Origin of the sequence: Streptomyces sp. NBC_00306 (assembly GCF_036169555.1) — a bacterium.
Lineage (GTDB): Bacteria > Actinomycetota > Actinomycetes > Streptomycetales > Streptomycetaceae > Streptomyces > Streptomyces achmelvichensis.
Window position 1 is genome coordinate 4,920,470 of sequence record NZ_CP108032.1, and the last position, 16,624, is coordinate 4,937,093.

Sequence of the window (16,624 nt, forward strand, 5' to 3'; positions counted from 1 at the left end):
GAACGGCACCCGGGCCGACCCTGGCCGTCCCCTGATATCCGCTGCCGCACTCAGGGTCGGATTAAGGGACGACCCTGATACCGCCGTGTGCCCCCGCGTGTGACGATCGGGTCATGCCAGTCGCCACGCCCCGAGCCGCCGGACCCTCGCGCGCCACCGCGCCGGAGGAGGTGCCGGTGCGCAAGCTCTACCGCAGCGCCGACGGGCGGATGCTGGGCGGTGTGGCCCGCGGCCTCGCGGGCCATCTTGGCCTGCCGGTCATCTGGGTCCGGCTGGTCTTCCTCGCCCTGTTCCTCTCCAACGGCCTCGGGGTGCTGCTGTACGCGGTCTTCTGGATCGTCGTGCCGCTCGGCGTCGGCGGCAGGGCGGCCGAGCCGCGCTCCGTCTTCGAGACCACCCCCGACGGCAGACGCAAGCTCCGCAAGCCCGACAAGGGCCAGCTGTTCGCGATGGTCGCGCTCCTCATCGGCGCCGCGATCTTCGCCCAGAACATCGACATGGGCGGTAGCGCCAACCGCTACATCTGGCCGACCCTCCTGATCGGCGCCGGTGTGGTGCTGGTGTGGCGGCAGGCGGACAACGCCCGCCGGGCCCGCTGGACCCAGGCCGCAGGCCGCCGCCGCAGGCTGCTCCAGGTGGGCCGTGCGCTGGCCGGCGTGGCCCTGGTCGGCATGGGCCTGACCGTCTTCATGGTGGTGCGCGGCTCGGCCGCCCAGCTCGGCAACGTCCTGACCGCCGCGATCGCGGTCATCGCCGGAGTCGCCCTGCTCGCCGGCCCCTGGCTGGTGCGGATGACGCAGGACCTCTCGGAGGAGCGGACGATGCGCATCCGGGCGCAGGAGCGCGCCGAGGTGGCCGCCCACGTCCACGACTCCGTCCTGCACACGCTCACCCTGATCCAGCGCAACGCCGATGACGGCGGCGAGGTCCGCCGCCTCGCCCGCGCCCAGGAGCGGGAGTTGCGGAACTGGCTGTACAAGCCCGAGGGCACCGGCAAGGAGGAGGACGAGGAGCCGGACACGCTCGCGGAGGCGGTGAAGAAGGCCGCCGCCGAGGTCGAGGACAAGCACGGCGTCCCGCTGGAGGTCGTCGTCGTCGGCGACTGCCCGCTCGACGAGAAACTGAGCGCACAGATGCAGGCCGCACGCGAGGCAATGGTGAACGCGGCCAAGTACGGTGGCGAGGGCGGGGCGGTCCAGGTCTTCGCGGAGGTCGAGGGCCGTACGGTCTTCGTCTCCGTCAGGGACAGGGGGCCGGGCTTCGATCTGGATTCCGTACCGCGCGACCGTATGGGCGTCAGGGAATCGATCATCGGCCGTATGCAGCGCCACGGCGGCACGGCACGGCTCACCTCGGCACCCGGCGAGGGCACGGAAGTGGAGCTCAAGATGGAGAGGGCGGACGGATGACCGAGGCTGCGGGAGAGAGCACCGAGCGGCGGGCGAGGGTCGTGCTCGTCGACGACCACCGGATGTTCCGCACCGGCGTGCAGGCGGAGATCGGCCAGACCGAGACCACCGGCGTGGAAGTGGTCGGCGAGGCCGCCGACGTGGACCAGGCGGTCACCGTGATCACCGCGACCCGGCCCGAGGTCGTCCTGCTGGACGTGCACCTCCCGGGCGGCGGAGGGGTCGAGGTGCTGCGGCGCTGCGCCTCGCTGATGTCGGCAGCGGACCGTCCCGTACGGTTCCTGGCGCTGTCCGTCTCGGATGCCGCCGAGGACGTGATCGGCGTGATCCGCGGCGGCGCCCGCGGTTACGTCACCAAGACCATCACCGGCACGGACCTGGTGAACTCGATCTTCCGGGTGCAGGACGGCGACGCGGTCTTCTCACCGCGGCTGGCCGGCTTCGTGCTCGACGCCTTCGCCTCGACGGACGCACCGCCCGTCGACGAGGACCTCGACCGCCTCACCCAGCGCGAGCGCGAGGTGCTGCGGCTGATCGCGCGGGGCTACGCGTACAAGGAGATCGCCAAGCAGCTCTTCATCTCGGTGAAGACGGTCGAGTCCCATGTCTCCGCCGTCCTGCGCAAACTCCAGCTGTCGAACCGTCACGAACTGACCCGGTGGGCGACGGCGCGACGACTCGTCTGACAGCCGTTGTGAGGTAATCGGTACATAGCCGGGCAACCGCCGGTGCCGAGTTCACCTCTTGCTGTGCGTGATGAATCTGACGGGGAACACCTTCTTCGTGATCACGATCGTCCTGGTCGTGATCGCCGTGCTGCTGCCGCTGCTGCTGTGGAGCCGACTGCGCGGACCCGCGGTCGTGCGGGGCGCGTGCCGGGTGTTCATGGTGGTCTTCGCGCAGGCCACGGCCGTTCTCATGGTCTTCGTGTCGGTGAACAACTCCAACGGTCTCTACGGCAGCTGGGACGATCTGCTCGGCACGTCCAACCATGTGAACAACGCGGTCGACCTCGGGCCCAGCGGGACCGGTGGCCGGCAGATCGCCGCGTTGCCGAAGGTGCGCCAGACCTTCGAGAAGGTCGACGAGCCGGGCCTCGGCAACGGCCTCCGCCGCACCTACCTCAAGGGCGCGGTCTCCGGCGTGGAGGGCGAGGTGTACGTCTGGCTGCCGCCGCAGTACGACGACCCCGCGTACCGCGACAAGCAGTTCCCCGTCGTCGAGCTGCTCGCCGGCTTCCCCGGTTCCTCGAAGAGCTGGTTCCGCGCCATGAAGGTGCAGTCCCGGATCCAGCCGCTGATCGAATCGGGTGTCGTGGCCCCCTTCATCCTCGTCTCGCCGCGCACGATGCTGCTCGGCGACAAGGACACCGGGTACGCGAACGTCCCGGGCACGGTCAACGCGGACAGCTGGCTGACCGTGGACGTGCGCAAGATGGTCGCCGACAACTTCCGCGCCTCGCTGGCCCCCACGAGCTGGGCGATAGCCGGCTACTCGGCCGGCGGCCACGGAGCGGCCAAACTGGCCCTCGCCCACCCGGACCGCTACTCCGCCGCGGTGAGCCTGTCCGGCTACAACGACCCGGCGGCGGAGAAGACCTCCATCACGGGGGCGGACCCGCAGCTGCGCCGGGAGAACGACGTCCTGAACATCCTCATGGCGGCGAAGACGCCGCCCCGGGTCTCCCTGCTGGCCACGGGAGAGGGCGCGGACGGCTACCTCCCGGGCCTCGCGCTCCGCGACGCGTCGAAGCCGCCGACCAGGGTCGAGGTCCGGCCGACGGTGGGCGGTCACGTCACGCGGGTGTGGGGTGCGGAACTGCCGTACGCGTTCCGGTGGTTGACGCGGGAGATGAAGCTGGAGGACGGGACGCCGGGCCAGGGCGGCCCGGGCGGGGGCGCCGGGCGTCAGGACCGTCCGGAGGCGGAGGGGGCAGAGGTGGACGAACCGTCGGGGGCGGGCGGCGGGATACTGGAGTGAGGTCGGGCGCTGCGCGTGAGGACGCCGGACGCCTGTGCGCGAGGCCCCGCGACGGACGCTCGTCGATGGCCCCGGACTCCTACGACGGACCCCCGGACCCCCGGGCCCCTACGGCGGACGCTCGTCGATGACCCCGGGCCCCTACGACGGACGCGTCGCCCCCGCGAACGGCATGTCGTCGATCGACGCGACCCGGACCGGGGCGCCCGGGCGCGGTGCGTGGATCATCTGGCCGCCGCCGATGTAGAGGCCGACATGGCTGATGCCCGAGTAGAAGAACACCAGGTCGCCCGGGGCCAGTTCGGACCGTGACACCCGTCGGCCCGCGTTGATCTGGGTGTACGTGGTCCTCGGGAGCGAGACGCCGGCCGAGCGCCAGGCCGCCTGGGTGAGGCCGGAGCAGTCGAAGGAGGACGGGCCGGTCGCTCCCCAGACGTACGGCTTGCCGAGCGCCCCGTAGGCGTAGGCGACGGCCTGGGCGGCGCGGGCGTCGGGGGCCCGCAGGGCGCCGCGGGGGGCCGTGGAGCGGTCGGCGCGCGCGGTGGGGGCGGAGTCCCCGTGGCCGGACCCCGCCTCGTACGAGGCACGCTGTTCGGCCGTGAGCCGGTCCAGCATCCGCTCGGCGGCCGAGAGTTTGCTCTGCACGGTCGCTTTGTGCCGGGCCAGTTCCGCCTGCCGGTCCTTGAGGCTCTCCATCCGCTCGCCCGCCTGCGCCCGCAGCCGGCCGAGCTCCACCAGCTGCTGGTGCACCCCGGCGATCGCGGCGGCCTGCCGCTCACCCGTGCGTTCGGCGAGCGCGGCCCGCTCCAGGTACTCGTCGGGGTCGGAGGTGAGCGCGAGCTGAACGGCGGGGTCGATGCTCCCGGCGCGGTACTGGGCGGTGGCGATCGAACCGAGTGCGTTGCGCGAGGAGTTGAGACGGTCGGTCCTGCGGGCGGCCTCGTCGCGCAGCCGGTCGACCGTGGTGCGTAACGCCGCGGTGCGTTCCTTGGCCCCGTTGTACTTCTCCGTGGCCACCTCCGCCTCGTGGTGCAGCTTGTCCGCCTTGTCCTTGACCTGGGCCGGTGTGAGAGCGGGTTCCGCGTGGCCGACTCCGTCGAAGGCGGTCGCGGACGCCGCTCCTGCGAGCGCGAGGGTGGCGGCGGTACGGGCTGCGGGCCCGGAGAGGAGATGCTGCTTGGGCTTCCGGTGCGCGGCCACGGGTGCGTGTACGTCCTTCCGTCATCCCTGCGGGTCCGGGTCCGGCGGCGGCCCGCACAGGGGAGCGGTCCGCCGCCGGATCTCTCGGCGTGACGGCCGACTGCCGCCCGGTGCTGCGACGGCGGTGGGGAGTCGGTCATCTGAGGCAGGACGCTAAACCTGGGGGTCACGGCAGGGAGGGGCAAGGACCGAATGTGCCCGAAGGTGGACATCTTGCTGCGCTTTCTGCAAGCCGATCCGGCCCGCTCACGTCCCTTCTCCGCACCTCTGTGACCGATGTGCCGAATGAGGCACACCCGGCCTGAAGGGGGTGATATGGCGGGAGTTAGGCTCCGCCGCATGGACGTACTCATCAATGTCTTCGTCGCCCTGCACATCATCGGCATCGCGTCCCTGCTGGGCGGCTTCCTCACGCAGATGAAGGCGATGTCCGAGGGGACGGCGCGCTTCGGCCCGGCGATGCTGCACGGCGCGCTGACGATGCTCGTCACGGGTGTGGCGCTGGTGGGCCTCAACCAGGCGGACGACCAGACCGTGAACAACCTCAAGATCGGCATCAAGCTGGCGGTGCTGGTGGTGATCCTGGGACTGGTCTACGTCAAGCGGGACGAGGAGTCGGTGGAGAAGCCGCTGTTCGCCGCGGTGGGCGGGCTGACGGTCGCGAACATCTTCATCGCCACGCTGTGGACGTGAGCGCGCTGCACCGGACATGAGAACGCCCGCTGCCGTCTCCGCTCCGGGCATGAGAACGCCCGGGCACCCTCGGGCCCGGGCGTCCGGTGTGCGGCCGGCTCAGGCCGGGCGAACGCTGCCGTGGATCGGCATGGAGAAGATCGACTCCTCGCGGACGTTCGCCCCCGGCTTCGGCGCGTGGATCATCTTGCCGTCACCGATGTAGATGCCCACGTGGCTGATGTCGTCGTAGAAGAAGACCAGGTCCCCCGGGAGCAGGTCCTTCGTCCCGATCTGCTTGCCGGTCTTCACCTGGTCCCAGGTGGTGCGCGGCAGGCTCACGCCCGCGGTCTTCCAGGCGGCCTGCGTCAGCCCCGAGCAGTCGTACGAGCTGGGGCCGGCCGCACCCCAGACGTACGGCTTGCCGATCTGGGCGCGCGCGAAGTCGAGGACCTTGGCCGCCTTGGCGGTGGAGGTGCCGTCGGAAGAACCGGAGCCCGTGCCGGTCCCGGGCGCCGTGCCCGTGCCGCCCTGGTTCTGCTCGCGCTCCTTCTCCTGCCGCTGCCGCTGCCGCTCCGCCTCGGCCTTCGCCTCCTGCTCGGCTTTCTGCTCGGCCTTGCGGCGGGCCTCCTCCGCCTTCTTGCGCTCGATCGCGGCCAGTCGCGCCTTCTCCTCGGCGGTCAGCCTCGACAGCAGGTCGCGTGCCTCGGCGAGCTTCGCCTGCACGTCCTGCTTGCTGGTGCGCAGCGCCCGCTGCGACCGGGTGAGCGACTCCAGGCTCTCGGTCGCCGCTGCCCGCTGCTTGGCCGCGGCTGCCCGCTGGGTCTCGTAATCGGCGATCACATCCCGCTGACGGTCCGTCATACGGTCCATCAGCTGGGTCTGGTCGAAGTACTGCTGGGGGCTGTCCGCGAACAGCAGCGCTGCGGTCGGGGCGACCGCACCCGAGCGGTACTGCGCGGCGGCGTAGTTGCCGAGCACCTGGCGGGACTCGTTCAGCTTCTCCGTGCGCTGCGCGTTCTCGTCGAGGAGCTTGCCGACCTGCTGCCGCTTCTCCTTCGTCGCCTCTTTCGCCTGGTTGTACTTCTGCGTCTCGGTGCCGGCCTGCCGGTACAGGTCATCGACCTTCTTCTGCACCTCTTCGACCGACGGCTTCGGGTCGCTCGGCGCCGCGTTGGCGCTCTGCGTCGACAGCAGCGTGACGGATGCGAGGGCTGCCGTCGTGAAACCGACGGCGGGGGAGGTCTTCACGGTTCGACTTCGCGTTTTGCGATGCGACGCCAAGGCCGACATCTCCTTCTTCCGTTGACCGCCTACCGGGTTAGCTGTCGGGTTCGGGCGGAACGGAAGATCGCCCTACGGACCGTGCTGGTGCGGGTCCGATTCACCCCGGTTGTGCATGGTGGGTCCCCGGTTCCGAACTTCTCTGGGAAAAGCCCGAATTCGGCGCTGACTGCCCGTTTGGCGTGGATCGCCGCGGGGGACGGGCTGCCTGATCGAGCACGCTAACCAACTCGTGTGGCTCCTGTGAAGGTTGATGTTCGATATGCCCGATACATTTTCGTGACCTTATCGATCGGGCGGCCGACGTGCTCGCGAGATGACGCAATGCGTTCGAAAAGGTGCAGAGTGTTGTCGGAGTCGTGCGGGATTGGGTGCATCGGTGGTACGGGACCGGCGTACGGCGGTCGAACGCGCCGCGCTGTCCCGGCCCTCCGGCCGGGTCGTCACGCTCCCGGGCAGGGCGGCAGGGGCCGTATGGCAATGCGGCCGCGAGCTGTCAGTGCCGCGGCCTAGACTCGTAGAGCGATGAGCAGCCTCTTTGACGACAGCTTCCTGGCGAACCTCCAGCACACCTCGGAGGAGCCCCCGCCGCACCCCGAGGAGCCCGGAGACGGGCCCGGAGAGGAGATCCCGGACGATCTCTTCCAGGGCGCGTTCGACGTGCCCCCGGCCCGGGACGCCTACCACGGCAACGGCGCCCCGCGCACGATCGTGGACCCCGCCGCCCTGCTGGACGGACTGAACGAACAGCAGCGCGCCGCCGTGGTGCACACCGGATCGCCGCTGCTCATCGTGGCCGGCGCCGGTTCCGGCAAGACCCGCGTGCTCACGCACCGGATCGCCCATCTGCTGGGGACGCGCAGCGTCCACCCCGGCCAGATACTGGCGATCACCTTCACCAACAAGGCCGCCGGCGAGATGAAGGAGCGCGTCGAGCAGCTGGTCGGCCCGCGCGCCAACGCCATGTGGGTCATGACCTTCCACAGCGCCTGCGTCCGCATCCTGCGCCGGGAGTCCAAGAAGCTCGGCTTCACCTCGTCGTTCTCGATCTACGACGCGGCCGACTCCAAGCGGCTGATGGCACTCGTCTGCCGTGATCTCGATCTCGACCCCAAGAAGTTCCCGCCGAAGGCCTTCAGCGCCAAGATCTCGAACCTCAAGAACGAGCTGATCGACGAGGAGAGCTACGCCGACCAGGTCGGCGGGGGCAGCGAGGCCGAGGGCGCCGGAGGAGGCTTCGACAAGACGCTGGCCGAGGCGTACCGGATGTACCAGGCACGGCTGCGCGAGGCCAACGCCCTGGACTTCGACGACATCATCATGACCACCGTCCATCTGCTCCAGGCGTTCCCGGACGTCGCCGAGCACTACCAGCGGCGCTTCCGCCATGTGCTGGTGGACGAGTACCAGGACACCAACCACGCTCAGTACACGCTCGTACGCGAGCTGGTGGGCACCGGGCAGGAGGACCTGCCTCCTGCCGAGCTGTGCGTCGTCGGCGACGCCGACCAGTCGATCTACGCCTTCCGCGGCGCGACCATCCGCAACATCCTCCAGTTCGAGGAGGACTACCCGGACGCGAAGACGATCCTGCTGGAGCAGAACTACCGCTCGACCCAGACGATCCTCTCCGCCGCCAACGCCGTCATCGAGCGCAACGAGAGCCGCCGTCCCAAGAACCTGTGGACGAACGCCGGCGCGGGCGCCCGGATCACCGGCTACGTCGCCGACACCGAGCACGACGAGGCCCAGTTCGTCGCCGACGAGATCGACCGGCTCACGGACGCGGGCGACGCCAAGGCCGGTGACGTCGCGGTCTTCTACCGGACGAACGCACAGTCCCGCGTCTTCGAAGAGATCTTCATCCGGGTCGGCCTGCCCTACAAGGTCGTCGGCGGAGTCCGCTTCTACGAGCGCAAGGAGGTCCGGGACGTCCTGGCCTATCTGCGCGTCCTCGCCAACCCCGAGGACAACGTCCCGCTGCGGCGCATCCTCAACGTCCCCAAGCGCGGCATCGGCGACCGCGCCGAGGCGATGATCGACGCGCTCGCCCTGCGCGAGAAGATCACCTTCCCGCAGGCGCTGCGGCGGGTGGATGAGGCGTACGGCATGGCGGCCCGCTCGGCGAACGCCGTCAAGCGGTTCAACGTGCTGATGGAGGAGCTGCGTACGGTCGTCGAATCGGGCGCCGGACCGGCCACCGTCCTCGAAGCCGTTCTGGAGCGGACCGGCTATCTCGCCGAACTGCAGGCGTCGACGGACCCGCAGGACGAGACACGGATCGAGAACCTCCAGGAACTGGCGGCGGTGGCGCTGGAGTTCGAGCAGGAGCGGGCCGAGGAGGAGGGTGCGGGCACCCTCGCCGAGTTCCTGGAGAAGGTCGCGCTCGTGGCCGACTCCGACCAGATCCCCGACGAGGACGAGGACGGCTCCGGAGTCATCACCCTGATGACGCTGCACACCGCCAAGGGCCTCGAGTTCCCGGTGGTGTTCCTGACCGGTATGGAGGACGGCGTCTTCCCGCACATGCGCGCGCTCGGCCAGGCCAAGGAGCTGGAGGAGGAGCGCCGGCTGGCGTACGTCGGCATCACACGCGCCCGCGAGCGCCTCTATCTGACGCGCTCCTCCATGCGCAGTGCCTGGGGACAGCCCTCGTACAACCCGCCGTCGCGGTTCCTGGAGGAGATCCCGGGACAGCACCTGGACTGGAAGCGCACCGGCCCGATGGCAGCGCCGGCCGGACCGACCGGGGGTATCGCGTCGTCGCTGTCGTCGTCGCGCTCACGGTCGGGAGGCGGGGCGTCGGGGTTCGCCACCCGGCGGACGACCGACAAGCCGGTGATCTCGCTGGCGGTCGGCGATCGTGTGACCCACGACCAGTTCGGCCTGGGGACCGTCACCGAGGTGAAGGGGTCGGGCGCCGACGCACAGGCGACGATCGACTTCGGCGACGCCAAGCCGAAGCGGCTGCTGCTGCGGTACGCACCGGTGCAGAAGCTCTAGCGCGGGCAGGGTGCCGGCCGGCTGCGACGAGCGGCCGGCCGGACCGACGCGTGGCTGCGTGGAGACGTGGCCATGTGACCACGTCCCGCTGGTGTACGGGGTTCGGGCTACGCCAGGGTCGGGCTACGCGGGGTCGAGGTCGTGGCTGCGCAGCCAGGGCAGCGGGTCGATCGCCGCGCCGCCGCCGGGCCGGACCTCGAAGTGGAGGTGCGGGCCGGTGGAGTTGCCGGAGTTGCCGGAGTACGCGATCACGTCACCGGCCTTGACCGAGCCGGACCGGATCTTGGTCGTGCTCAAGTGGCAGTACCAGGTCTCGGTGCCGTCCGCCGCGGTCACGATGGCCATGTTGCCGTAGGCGCTGTTGTACTGCGTACGGACGGTGCCGTCGGTCGCGGCCATCACTTCGGTGCCGTACGACACCGGGAAGTCGATACCCGAGTGCAGGGACATCCAATTGACGCCGGCCTGGCCGTAGTAGGCGCTGAGGCCGCCCTGCTTCACGGGAAGAACGAACTTGGGGCGCAGCGCCTCGAGGCGCTTGGCCTCCTCCAGGCGCTTCTTGCGCTCCGCCTCCTGGCGCGCCTTGAGGTCGAGGCGTTCCTGGGTGCGGGAGGCGCGGTCGCCGAAGTCGCGGGCATCGGCGCTGAGCGCGGCGAGCTGCGTGTCCATCTTGTTGTTCGCGGCGGCCGGCTTGACCGATGCCGGATCGGCGGCAGCCAGGTTCTGGGTGCCGTTGTCCTTGGTCTCACCGCCGCTGATGCCGCTGACCGAAGCGGCGGCGATGCCCGCGACGCCCATCACACAGGCGGAGGGCACGGCGACGGTGAGCAGTGCGGAGCGCTTGGCCGGAGTGCGGCGGCGGCCGCGGCTGCCGCCGGACCGGCGGACGGGGCGCGGCGTGACCGGGGCGGCACCGATGAGCGCGGGCTCGAGCTCGCTCTCGTCACCCGGCTCCTCGACGGAGTCGGCGTCCATGGCCGTGCTGTCGTCGGTGTGCTGCTCGGTCTCGTGGTCGGTGTCGAACTCGGACCCGTACGCGGTGTCGTACTCCGGCGCGTACTGCGTGTCCTGGACGTTCTGGACGTCCTCGACGGGGGAGTCGTAGCCGGGCGTGGCCTCGGGCTCGTACTGCTCCGCGTACTCCTGCGTGTGGTCCGGGGTGTACTCACCGGAGAACTCCGGCCGCAGCTCAGTGCCGAACTCCTGCTCAGGCGTGAACTGTTGCGGTACGACGGCCTCCGCGCCCGTGTTCCAGGCGGTGGCGTCGTAGGTGCCGGTCTCGTAACCCGGCACCGCCCACTGGCCGGTGGCGTCGTAGGTGAAGGCGGCCGCGGCCGTCTCGAACTGGCCTGTCTGCGCACCCTGGTTCCACGCGGATGCGTCCCACTGACCGGTGGCGTCGTACTGGCCGCTCGGGTCGTAGGGGACCCCGGCCTGCACACCGGCGTCGTACTGCGCGGTGGTGTACTGGCCCGTCGCGTCGTACTGACCGACGGTGGCGTACTGGCCGGTGGCCTCGGTGAACTGCTGGGCCTGCTCTGCCTGGTGCTGCGCGCCGTACACGTCGTAACCGGCGGTGCCTGCCTGGTGCGACCCGGTGTCCCACTGGGACGAGTCGTACTGACCGCTGTGTCCGGCCTCGTGTCCCGGAAGCGCACCGAAGAGCGGGTCGGTTTCAAAGCTGCCGGAGGGGTACCCGTCATATCCGACGTACCCGGCGTGGGCGTGCTGGTCGTTCACCAACTTCTCTCTCGCCTCGGCAGCAGGACCTGTGTTCAGGGGCCACGGTGCAATCAGGTCCCAGAGCGAACGCAGTGGCGGCGACTGTACCCGGCGGTATGCGACGGCGACAATCTTCCGCAGGTTTTAGGCAATCAGGAAACGGGCATTCGGCCGTGTTTCGGCGGACTGTGGGCAGAGCTTTGGCCCTACGTTCGAAAAACGTTCGACAATCCGTAACCGCTGGGGCGGCGGCTCAGGCAACCGAAACGGCTCCGGACGCGTCCGCCGACGATGTGCTCGTCTCGAGTGCCTGCCGGATTCCGGCGGCGACGGCGGGGTGCACCGGCAGGGCGAGATGGCCGATTCCGCTGACTTGCACGTTCTGGGCGATGAGGTCCGGATGGTCCACACAGGCCGTCTCGACGGGAACCATCAGCTGGTCCAGGTCGCTCCAGAAGCTCACGAAGCGCGTACGGCAGCCCGGTGCGGGGCGGCGCAGCTCCTCGATCACGGCCGAGCCGGGGCGCATCTGCCGCACGATCGGGTGGGCGCTGGCGAGCGGGGCGACGGTCGTGCCGGAATGCGGGGTGCCGAGCGTGACGAGGGTGCGGACCCGCTGGTCACCACCGAGACACTGCACGTAGTAGCGGGCGATGAGTCCGCCGAGGCTGTGCCCGACGATGTCGACCTCGCTGCGGCCGGTACGCGCGCAGATCTCCTCGATGTGCCGGCCGAGCAGCTCGGCGGCGGTGCGGATGTCGCAGGTCAGCGGGGAGTAGTTGAGGCACTCCAGATGGCGCCAGCCGTGGCGGGCCAGTGAGCGGCGGAGCAGGACGAAGACGGAGCGGTTGTCGACGAAGCCGTGGAGCAGCACGGCGGGCGGGCGGACGGCTCCGGAGCCGGTCGGCAGCGCGGTGGCGGCGGGCACGGGCGCGCACTCGGACTCGGACGCCGGCTCGGCATCGAGGGGGCGCGGGTTGCAGGCGCCCTCGTCCTGTGCCCGGCGGTGACGGCCGTCGCCCGGCGCGGGGTCGCCGTCCTGCGGGTGGCCGGGGCCGGGGCGCTCGGCGAACAGCCCGGACGGGTAGAGCAGCAGATGCCCGGCGAGGATCGCCAGCTCGAGGGCGGTGGCCTGGAGAAAGGTGACAGGAACTCTGAGGTTGCAGAGGCTTCGCAGGTGGCGCACGGGGCGCAGACTCAGGGAAATGAAGGGCACCGCCGTCATGGGCCGACCTCCGTACGGCACGCAGGAGACGACACCGTCCCCCGTGTGCCCTCATGGGGCCTCCGCAGGTACGACCTTGTGCCTTTGGCCCGGCGCCGGATGCCGGTATCGACACCGGGGACGGCGGCGGGCCAAAGGCAAAGGTGCCGTACCCCGGTGCCGCGCGGCTGACGGCAGGGGAGGTACGACCCTGAAGCGGCTCCCTGTGATCGTCCCCGTGGGCGGCTTGTGTGCCGCCTGGTACGGGTACGACGCTTAGCGAACTTGTCCCATGTGTGATTTCCCCCTCGCTGACCTCCGCGAAACGGTCGGGTGCGGGATGCTGGAGATAACGTTCGTTCACTGACGACGGAGTCAGGTGTGGAGGCAGTGATGGGTGTGACCGGTCCGATCCGCGTAGTGGTGGCCAAGCCGGGGCTCGACGGCCATGACCGCGGGGCCAAGGTGATCGCGCGAGCGCTGCGCGACGCGGGTATGGAGGTCATCTACACCGGGCTCCACCAGACGCCCGAGCAGATCGTGGACACGGCGATCCAGGAGGACGCGGACGCGATCGGTCTGTCGATCCTCTCGGGCGCCCACAACACCCTGTTCGCCAAGGTGATCGAGCTCCTGAAGGAGCGCGAGGCGGAGGACATCAAGGTCTTCGGCGGCGGCATCATCCCGGAGGCGGACATCGCACCGCTGAAGGAGCTCGGCGTGGCGGAGATCTTCACGCCGGGAGCGACGACGACGTCGATCGTCGACTGGGTCAACGCGAACGTCCGCGAGCCCGCCGGAGCGTGACCCGAACGGCCCAGCGGCTGTGCCTCACGGCAGGCCCGGGTGGGGTGTCGCAGGGCGTGCGGCCGGGCGCCGTGGGCCGTACGGCCGGTGTGCTCCTCTCCGGATGGTCGCTGTGGGCGACGGCTGTGCCGGGACCCGGTCGGTTCCGTCACGGTCCGTGACGGATCGCGCCTCCTGTCGCCGGCCGGTGACGGGCCGGCCCGAGCCTGTGATTCCTGGTCCGCGGAGGGCCGGCCCGAGCACGTAATTCCTGGTCCGTGGCGGGCCGGCCTCGCGACAGAGTCCCGCTAGGCCGGCGGCATCAGCTCCTGCCGCATCGCCTCCCGCAGCCTCAGCGTCGAGACCAGGCGCTGGAACGCCTCCGACCAGTAGCCCCCCGCCCCCGGAGACGCCCCTTCCGCCTCGTCCGGCGTCGCCGTCAGCAGGTCGAGGCGGCTCGCCTCCGCGGGATCCAGGCAGCGCTCCGCCAGACCCATCACCCCGCTGAAGCTCCACGGGTAGCTGCCGGCGTCGCGGGCGATGTCGAGGGCATCCACCACGGCGCGGCCCAGGGGCTCCGACCAGGGGACCTCGCAGACGCCGAGCAATTGGAACGCTTCCGACAGTCCGTGCGCCGCTATGAACCGCGCGACCCAGGCCGCCCGCTCGTCCTCCGGCAGCGTCGCGAGCAGTTTCGACCGCTCGGCCAGGGACGACGTGCCGGGGCCGGTCTGCGGCGGGGTGCCCGGCGGGCCGAGCAGGGCGCGGGACCAGTCCGCGTCCCGCTGGCGGACCGCCGCCCGGCACCAGGCCGCGTGGAGCTCCTCGCCCCAGCCGTCCGCGACGGGCAGCGCCACGATCTCCTGTGCCGAACGCCCGCCCAGCCGCTCGGCCCAGACGGTCAGGGGCGCAGCCTCCACCAGCTGGCCGAGCCACCACGAGCGCTCACCCCGTCCCGTCGGCGGGGTGGGCACCACTCCGTCGCGCTGCATATCCGCATCGCACTCGTGCGGTGCCTCCACGGCTATCGACGCACTGCTGCCGTCCCCACTGCGGTCCGGTCCCACGCACGACACCGCCCGTGCGGCCATCCGCCCGGCCAGCGCGGAGTGCGGCAGCGCGGAGAGGAGTTCGGCCGCCGTCGCCCGGACATTGCGGCTGCGGTCGGTCAACGCCTGCTCCAGGAACGGCTCGTCCGCATCCGTCAGTCCCGTACGCAGGGAGTCGAGGAACATCAGCCGGTCCTCGGCCCGCTCGGTCGGCCAGGTGCCGGCCAGCAGCGTCCTCGCCCGGTCCGCGTCATGCGCCCGCACGGCCGCCAGCAGCGCGACCCGCTCGGCGAACAGGCCTTCCTCCCACAGTCGTTGCACCGCTTCCTCGTCGGTCACGTCGGGCAGCAGGGCACCGCCGCCCGCCGAGCCGCGCAGCGCGAACTTCCACTCCGGATTGAACCGGGCCAGCCACAGCCCGCGCGCCCCGGCGAAGGCGAGTGCCTGCGGCCGCAGGTCCGTACGCGCCCGGGCCGCGTCCAGCAGCGCGGGCAGCAGGGGTGGCGGTACCCGGTAACCCTGTTCGTTGGCGGCGGCCAGCCACTGCGGCAGCAGCTCGGTCAGGTCGGGGGCCGTACCTCTGCGGCCTCCCGAGGAGGGAGCGGAACGGTCGGCCAGCAGCTGTGCCAGCCGGCGCCGGGCCGGTACCGGCAGGTGCTGGCGGGTGTCCTCCGGCGCGGGCTCCGGACGGGCGGCCGCCGGAGCCGGCACGAGACCCGCCCTGCGCCGCACGGTGTGGATCGCCGCGGCGTCCAGCAGTGCCGCGGGTGCGTCCTTGCCCGTGGCCGTCACCGTCTCCGGCGGTGTGCGGCGGTCGGTGCCGAGCAGGGCAGAGGTGACGAGCTCTTCCCACAGGGCGTCATCGGTGATGCTGGTCATGGGTGGCGTCCTCCGTACCTTCACAGTTCAGACGAGGGGAACCGTCTCGGCCGCGTCGTCGGACCAGGCGGCGAGGGGGGTGAAGCCCTCGTGCCCGCACTCCCCGAACACGGTCACCGGGCCGCCCCCGGACAGCGCGACGAGCTTCCACAGACCGGGCCGGCCCAGGGTGCCGGGTGTCAGGGGCAGCGCCGACTCACCGTCGGCGTCGGCCAGTTGCCACCCGTCGCCGGCCGGCACGGGTATCACCTCGGTCAGGGTCGCCGGCCAGGAGTCCAGCCACGGATCGTCCCGCAGAGCTCGTCCGTAGGAATCGAGCGCGGTGGCCACCGGACCGCCGGGCGGCGGTGACGCGATCGGGACCGGTGTGCCGAACTGCTCGCCCAGGTCCGCCCGCAACTGCCCCGCGCCGGCATGAGAAGTCAGCTCGGTGTCGATCATCATGCCCACCGGCAGGGCCAGTTGCGGAGAACGGCCTGCCGCGCCGAAGGACAAGATCACCGCCGTACGTCCGGAGGACCGCCCGTGCATCCACGTACGGCGTGTGGTGATCTTGCCGTCGGACGTGTCGTACTGGGCGAGGACCATCCACGCGTCGCGCACCGGCGGACCCTCGGCGGGCGAGGTGAGACCGACGCGCGTACGCACCGCCGCAGCCAGCGGGTGCGGCAGCCGCTCGATCCCCAGCCACGCCGAGTCCAGCAGATGGATGAGCGCGCACTCCTCCAGCAGCCGCACCGGCCAGCCGGGCCCCGATCCCGGAATCGCACCCAACTCCCGCACCCGGGCCGCCAGTCCCGGCGCCTGGGCGTCGACCATGCGGGCCGCGGTCTCCTCCCACAGTCCGTACCCCGACTGCTCGGCCGCCGCCAGTCCACCGCGGAGCAGATCGCCGAGCCGCTGCTCCAGCTCCGTCGCACCCGCCGTGATCCGCCCGGCCCTGCGCTCCGCCCGCCGCCTGGCCGCCTCCGGGTCGGCGCTCCTGGCGGGCGCCCCTGCGTCGCCGTCGCTCCCCTCCTTCTCCACGGCGCGCTTGCGCCGCCCCTCCAGCCACTCCTCGGCCCAGTCCGGCGCACTGCCGGCCTGCACCGCCTTCTCGTCCCCCGCCCAGAGCAGCAGCAGCCCCAGTGCGTGCTTGCAGGGGAACTTCCGGCTCGGACAACTGCACTTGTACGCGGGCCCCGTGGTGTCCACGACCGTCTGATACGGCCTGCTGCCACTGCCCTTGCACAGCCCCCACACCGCTCCCGTGCCGCTCGTGCCTGCTTCGGACCACGGCCCGGCCATGCCGAGCCTGTTTCCCGCTTTGCGTGATGCGTCGTCAGGAGCCAGTGCCAGCACCTGTTCCGACGTCCAGCGCACCCCCTGCTGATTCATGCTGACGACGTTACGGGCGGCCACTGACAAACCCGTCTGACCTGCGACGACGGTCGATT

At 70.9% G+C, this 16,624-nt stretch carries 12 protein-coding genes and 1 riboswitch; of the genes, 6 read left to right on the plus strand and 6 right to left on the minus strand.

The genetic code is table 11. The annotated features are described in order from the left end of the window. The first annotated feature begins 113 nt into the window (after nucleotides 1-113). From OHA05_RS22025 to OHA05_RS22035, 3 genes are all read left to right on the plus strand, one after another. Entirely contained in the window at nucleotides 114-1,409 is a 1,296-nt protein-coding gene (locus tag OHA05_RS22025; protein ID WP_328861500.1) for a PspC domain-containing protein, read from the plus strand. Continuing rightward, nucleotides 1,406-2,095: a response regulator transcription factor gene (locus OHA05_RS22030; protein ID WP_313944608.1), complete on the plus strand. Its 690-nt coding sequence runs from the start codon at nucleotides 1,406-1,408 to the stop codon at nucleotides 2,093-2,095. The genes OHA05_RS22025 and OHA05_RS22030 overlap by 4 nt, the downstream gene beginning before the upstream one ends. Before the next feature lie 70 nt (nucleotides 2,096-2,165). After that, nucleotides 2,166-3,389 carry an alpha/beta hydrolase gene (locus OHA05_RS22035; RefSeq protein ID WP_328861501.1) on the plus strand — a complete coding sequence of 408 codons (1,224 nt, stop codon included), beginning with the start codon at nucleotides 2,166-2,168 and terminating at the stop codon, nucleotides 3,387-3,389. 141 nt (nucleotides 3,390-3,530) lie between these two features. Here OHA05_RS22035 and OHA05_RS22040 read toward each other — a convergent pair whose 3' ends face one another. After that, nucleotides 3,531-4,589: a C40 family peptidase gene (locus OHA05_RS22040; protein ID WP_328861502.1), complete on the minus strand. Its 1,059-nt coding sequence runs from the start codon at nucleotides 4,587-4,589 to the stop codon at nucleotides 3,531-3,533. Between the two features lie 339 nt (nucleotides 4,590-4,928). Here OHA05_RS22040 and OHA05_RS22045 point away from each other — a divergent pair, with 339 nt between their 5' ends. Beyond that, nucleotides 4,929-5,282, plus strand: coding sequence for a hypothetical protein (locus OHA05_RS22045; RefSeq protein ID WP_313944605.1), 354 nt, complete (start codon nucleotides 4,929-4,931; stop codon nucleotides 5,280-5,282). Nucleotides 5,283-5,381: 99 nt separating this feature from the next. Here the strand turns inward: OHA05_RS22045 and OHA05_RS22050 are convergent, their stop codons facing one another. Next, a complete protein-coding gene (locus OHA05_RS22050; RefSeq protein WP_328861503.1) occupies nucleotides 5,382-6,554 on the minus strand; it encodes a C40 family peptidase in 1,173 nt (390 codons plus the stop codon). Nucleotides 6,555-6,556: 2 nt separating this feature from the next. Continuing rightward, a riboswitch (cyclic di-AMP (ydaO/yuaA leader) is annotated at nucleotides 6,557-6,720 on the minus strand. A 350-nt stretch (nucleotides 6,721-7,070) separates the two neighbouring features. On the opposite strand from OHA05_RS22050, the gene pcrA reads away from it, so the two are divergent. Continuing rightward, nucleotides 7,071-9,548 (plus strand): DNA helicase PcrA, encoded by a 2,478-nt coding sequence (gene pcrA / locus OHA05_RS22055; protein ID WP_328861504.1) that lies wholly within the window; start codon nucleotides 7,071-7,073, stop codon nucleotides 9,546-9,548. Between the two features lie 123 nt (nucleotides 9,549-9,671). Here pcrA and OHA05_RS22060 read toward each other — a convergent pair whose 3' ends face one another. Together OHA05_RS22060 and OHA05_RS22065 are read right to left on the minus strand one after the other, a co-directional pair. Then, nucleotides 9,672-11,288, minus strand: coding sequence for a M23 family metallopeptidase (locus OHA05_RS22060; RefSeq protein ID WP_328861505.1), 1,617 nt, complete (start codon nucleotides 11,286-11,288; stop codon nucleotides 9,672-9,674). Between the two features lie 235 nt (nucleotides 11,289-11,523). Continuing rightward, nucleotides 11,524-12,495 carry an esterase/lipase family protein gene (locus OHA05_RS22065; RefSeq protein ID WP_328861506.1) on the minus strand — a complete coding sequence of 324 codons (972 nt, stop codon included), beginning with the start codon at nucleotides 12,493-12,495 and terminating at the stop codon, nucleotides 11,524-11,526. A gap of 372 nt (nucleotides 12,496-12,867) precedes the next feature. On the opposite strand from OHA05_RS22065, the gene OHA05_RS22070 reads away from it, so the two are divergent. Then, on the plus strand, nucleotides 12,868-13,281 hold the full coding sequence (locus OHA05_RS22070; RefSeq protein ID WP_313944600.1) for a cobalamin B12-binding domain-containing protein: 414 nt from the start codon (nucleotides 12,868-12,870) through the stop codon (nucleotides 13,279-13,281). Nucleotides 13,282-13,568: 287 nt separating this feature from the next. On the opposite strand, the gene OHA05_RS22075 is transcribed toward OHA05_RS22070, so the two are convergent. Beyond that, nucleotides 13,569-15,188, minus strand: a complete 1,620-nt coding sequence (locus tag OHA05_RS22075) for a DUF5691 domain-containing protein (RefSeq protein ID WP_328861507.1) — start codon at nucleotides 15,186-15,188, stop codon at nucleotides 13,569-13,571. A 27-nt stretch (nucleotides 15,189-15,215) separates the two neighbouring features. After that, nucleotides 15,216-16,565, minus strand: a complete 1,350-nt coding sequence (locus tag OHA05_RS22080; RefSeq protein WP_328861508.1) for an SWIM zinc finger family protein — start codon at nucleotides 16,563-16,565, stop codon at nucleotides 15,216-15,218. Nucleotides 16,566-16,624: the final 59 nt, after the last annotated feature.

What these genes read in the sequence shown, in the direction of transcription:
- OHA05_RS22050 (WP_328861503.1), bottom strand. Translation starts at nt 6,554, where the DNA reads ATGTCGGCCTTGGCGTCGCATCGCAAAACGCGAAGTCGAACCGTGAAG.
- OHA05_RS22075 (WP_328861507.1), bottom strand. Translation starts at nt 15,188, where the DNA reads ATGACCAGCATCACCGATGACGCCCTGTGGGAAGAGCTCGTCACCTCT.
- OHA05_RS22025 (WP_328861500.1), top strand. Translation starts at nt 114, where the DNA reads ATGCCAGTCGCCACGCCCCGAGCCGCCGGACCCTCGCGCGCCACCGCG.
- OHA05_RS22030 (WP_313944608.1), top strand. Translation starts at nt 1,406, where the DNA reads ATGACCGAGGCTGCGGGAGAGAGCACCGAGCGGCGGGCGAGGGTCGTG.
- OHA05_RS22045 (WP_313944605.1), top strand. Translation starts at nt 4,929, where the DNA reads ATGGACGTACTCATCAATGTCTTCGTCGCCCTGCACATCATCGGCATC.
- pcrA (WP_328861504.1), top strand. Translation starts at nt 7,071, where the DNA reads ATGAGCAGCCTCTTTGACGACAGCTTCCTGGCGAACCTCCAGCACACC.
- OHA05_RS22070 (WP_313944600.1), top strand. Translation starts at nt 12,868, where the DNA reads ATGGGTGTGACCGGTCCGATCCGCGTAGTGGTGGCCAAGCCGGGGCTC.
- OHA05_RS22065 (WP_328861506.1), bottom strand. Translation starts at nt 12,495, where the DNA reads ATGACGGCGGTGCCCTTCATTTCCCTGAGTCTGCGCCCCGTGCGCCAC.
- OHA05_RS22080 (WP_328861508.1), bottom strand. Translation starts at nt 16,565, where the DNA reads ATGAATCAGCAGGGGGTGCGCTGGACGTCGGAACAGGTGCTGGCACTG.
- OHA05_RS22035 (WP_328861501.1), top strand. Translation starts at nt 2,166, where the DNA reads ATGAATCTGACGGGGAACACCTTCTTCGTGATCACGATCGTCCTGGTC.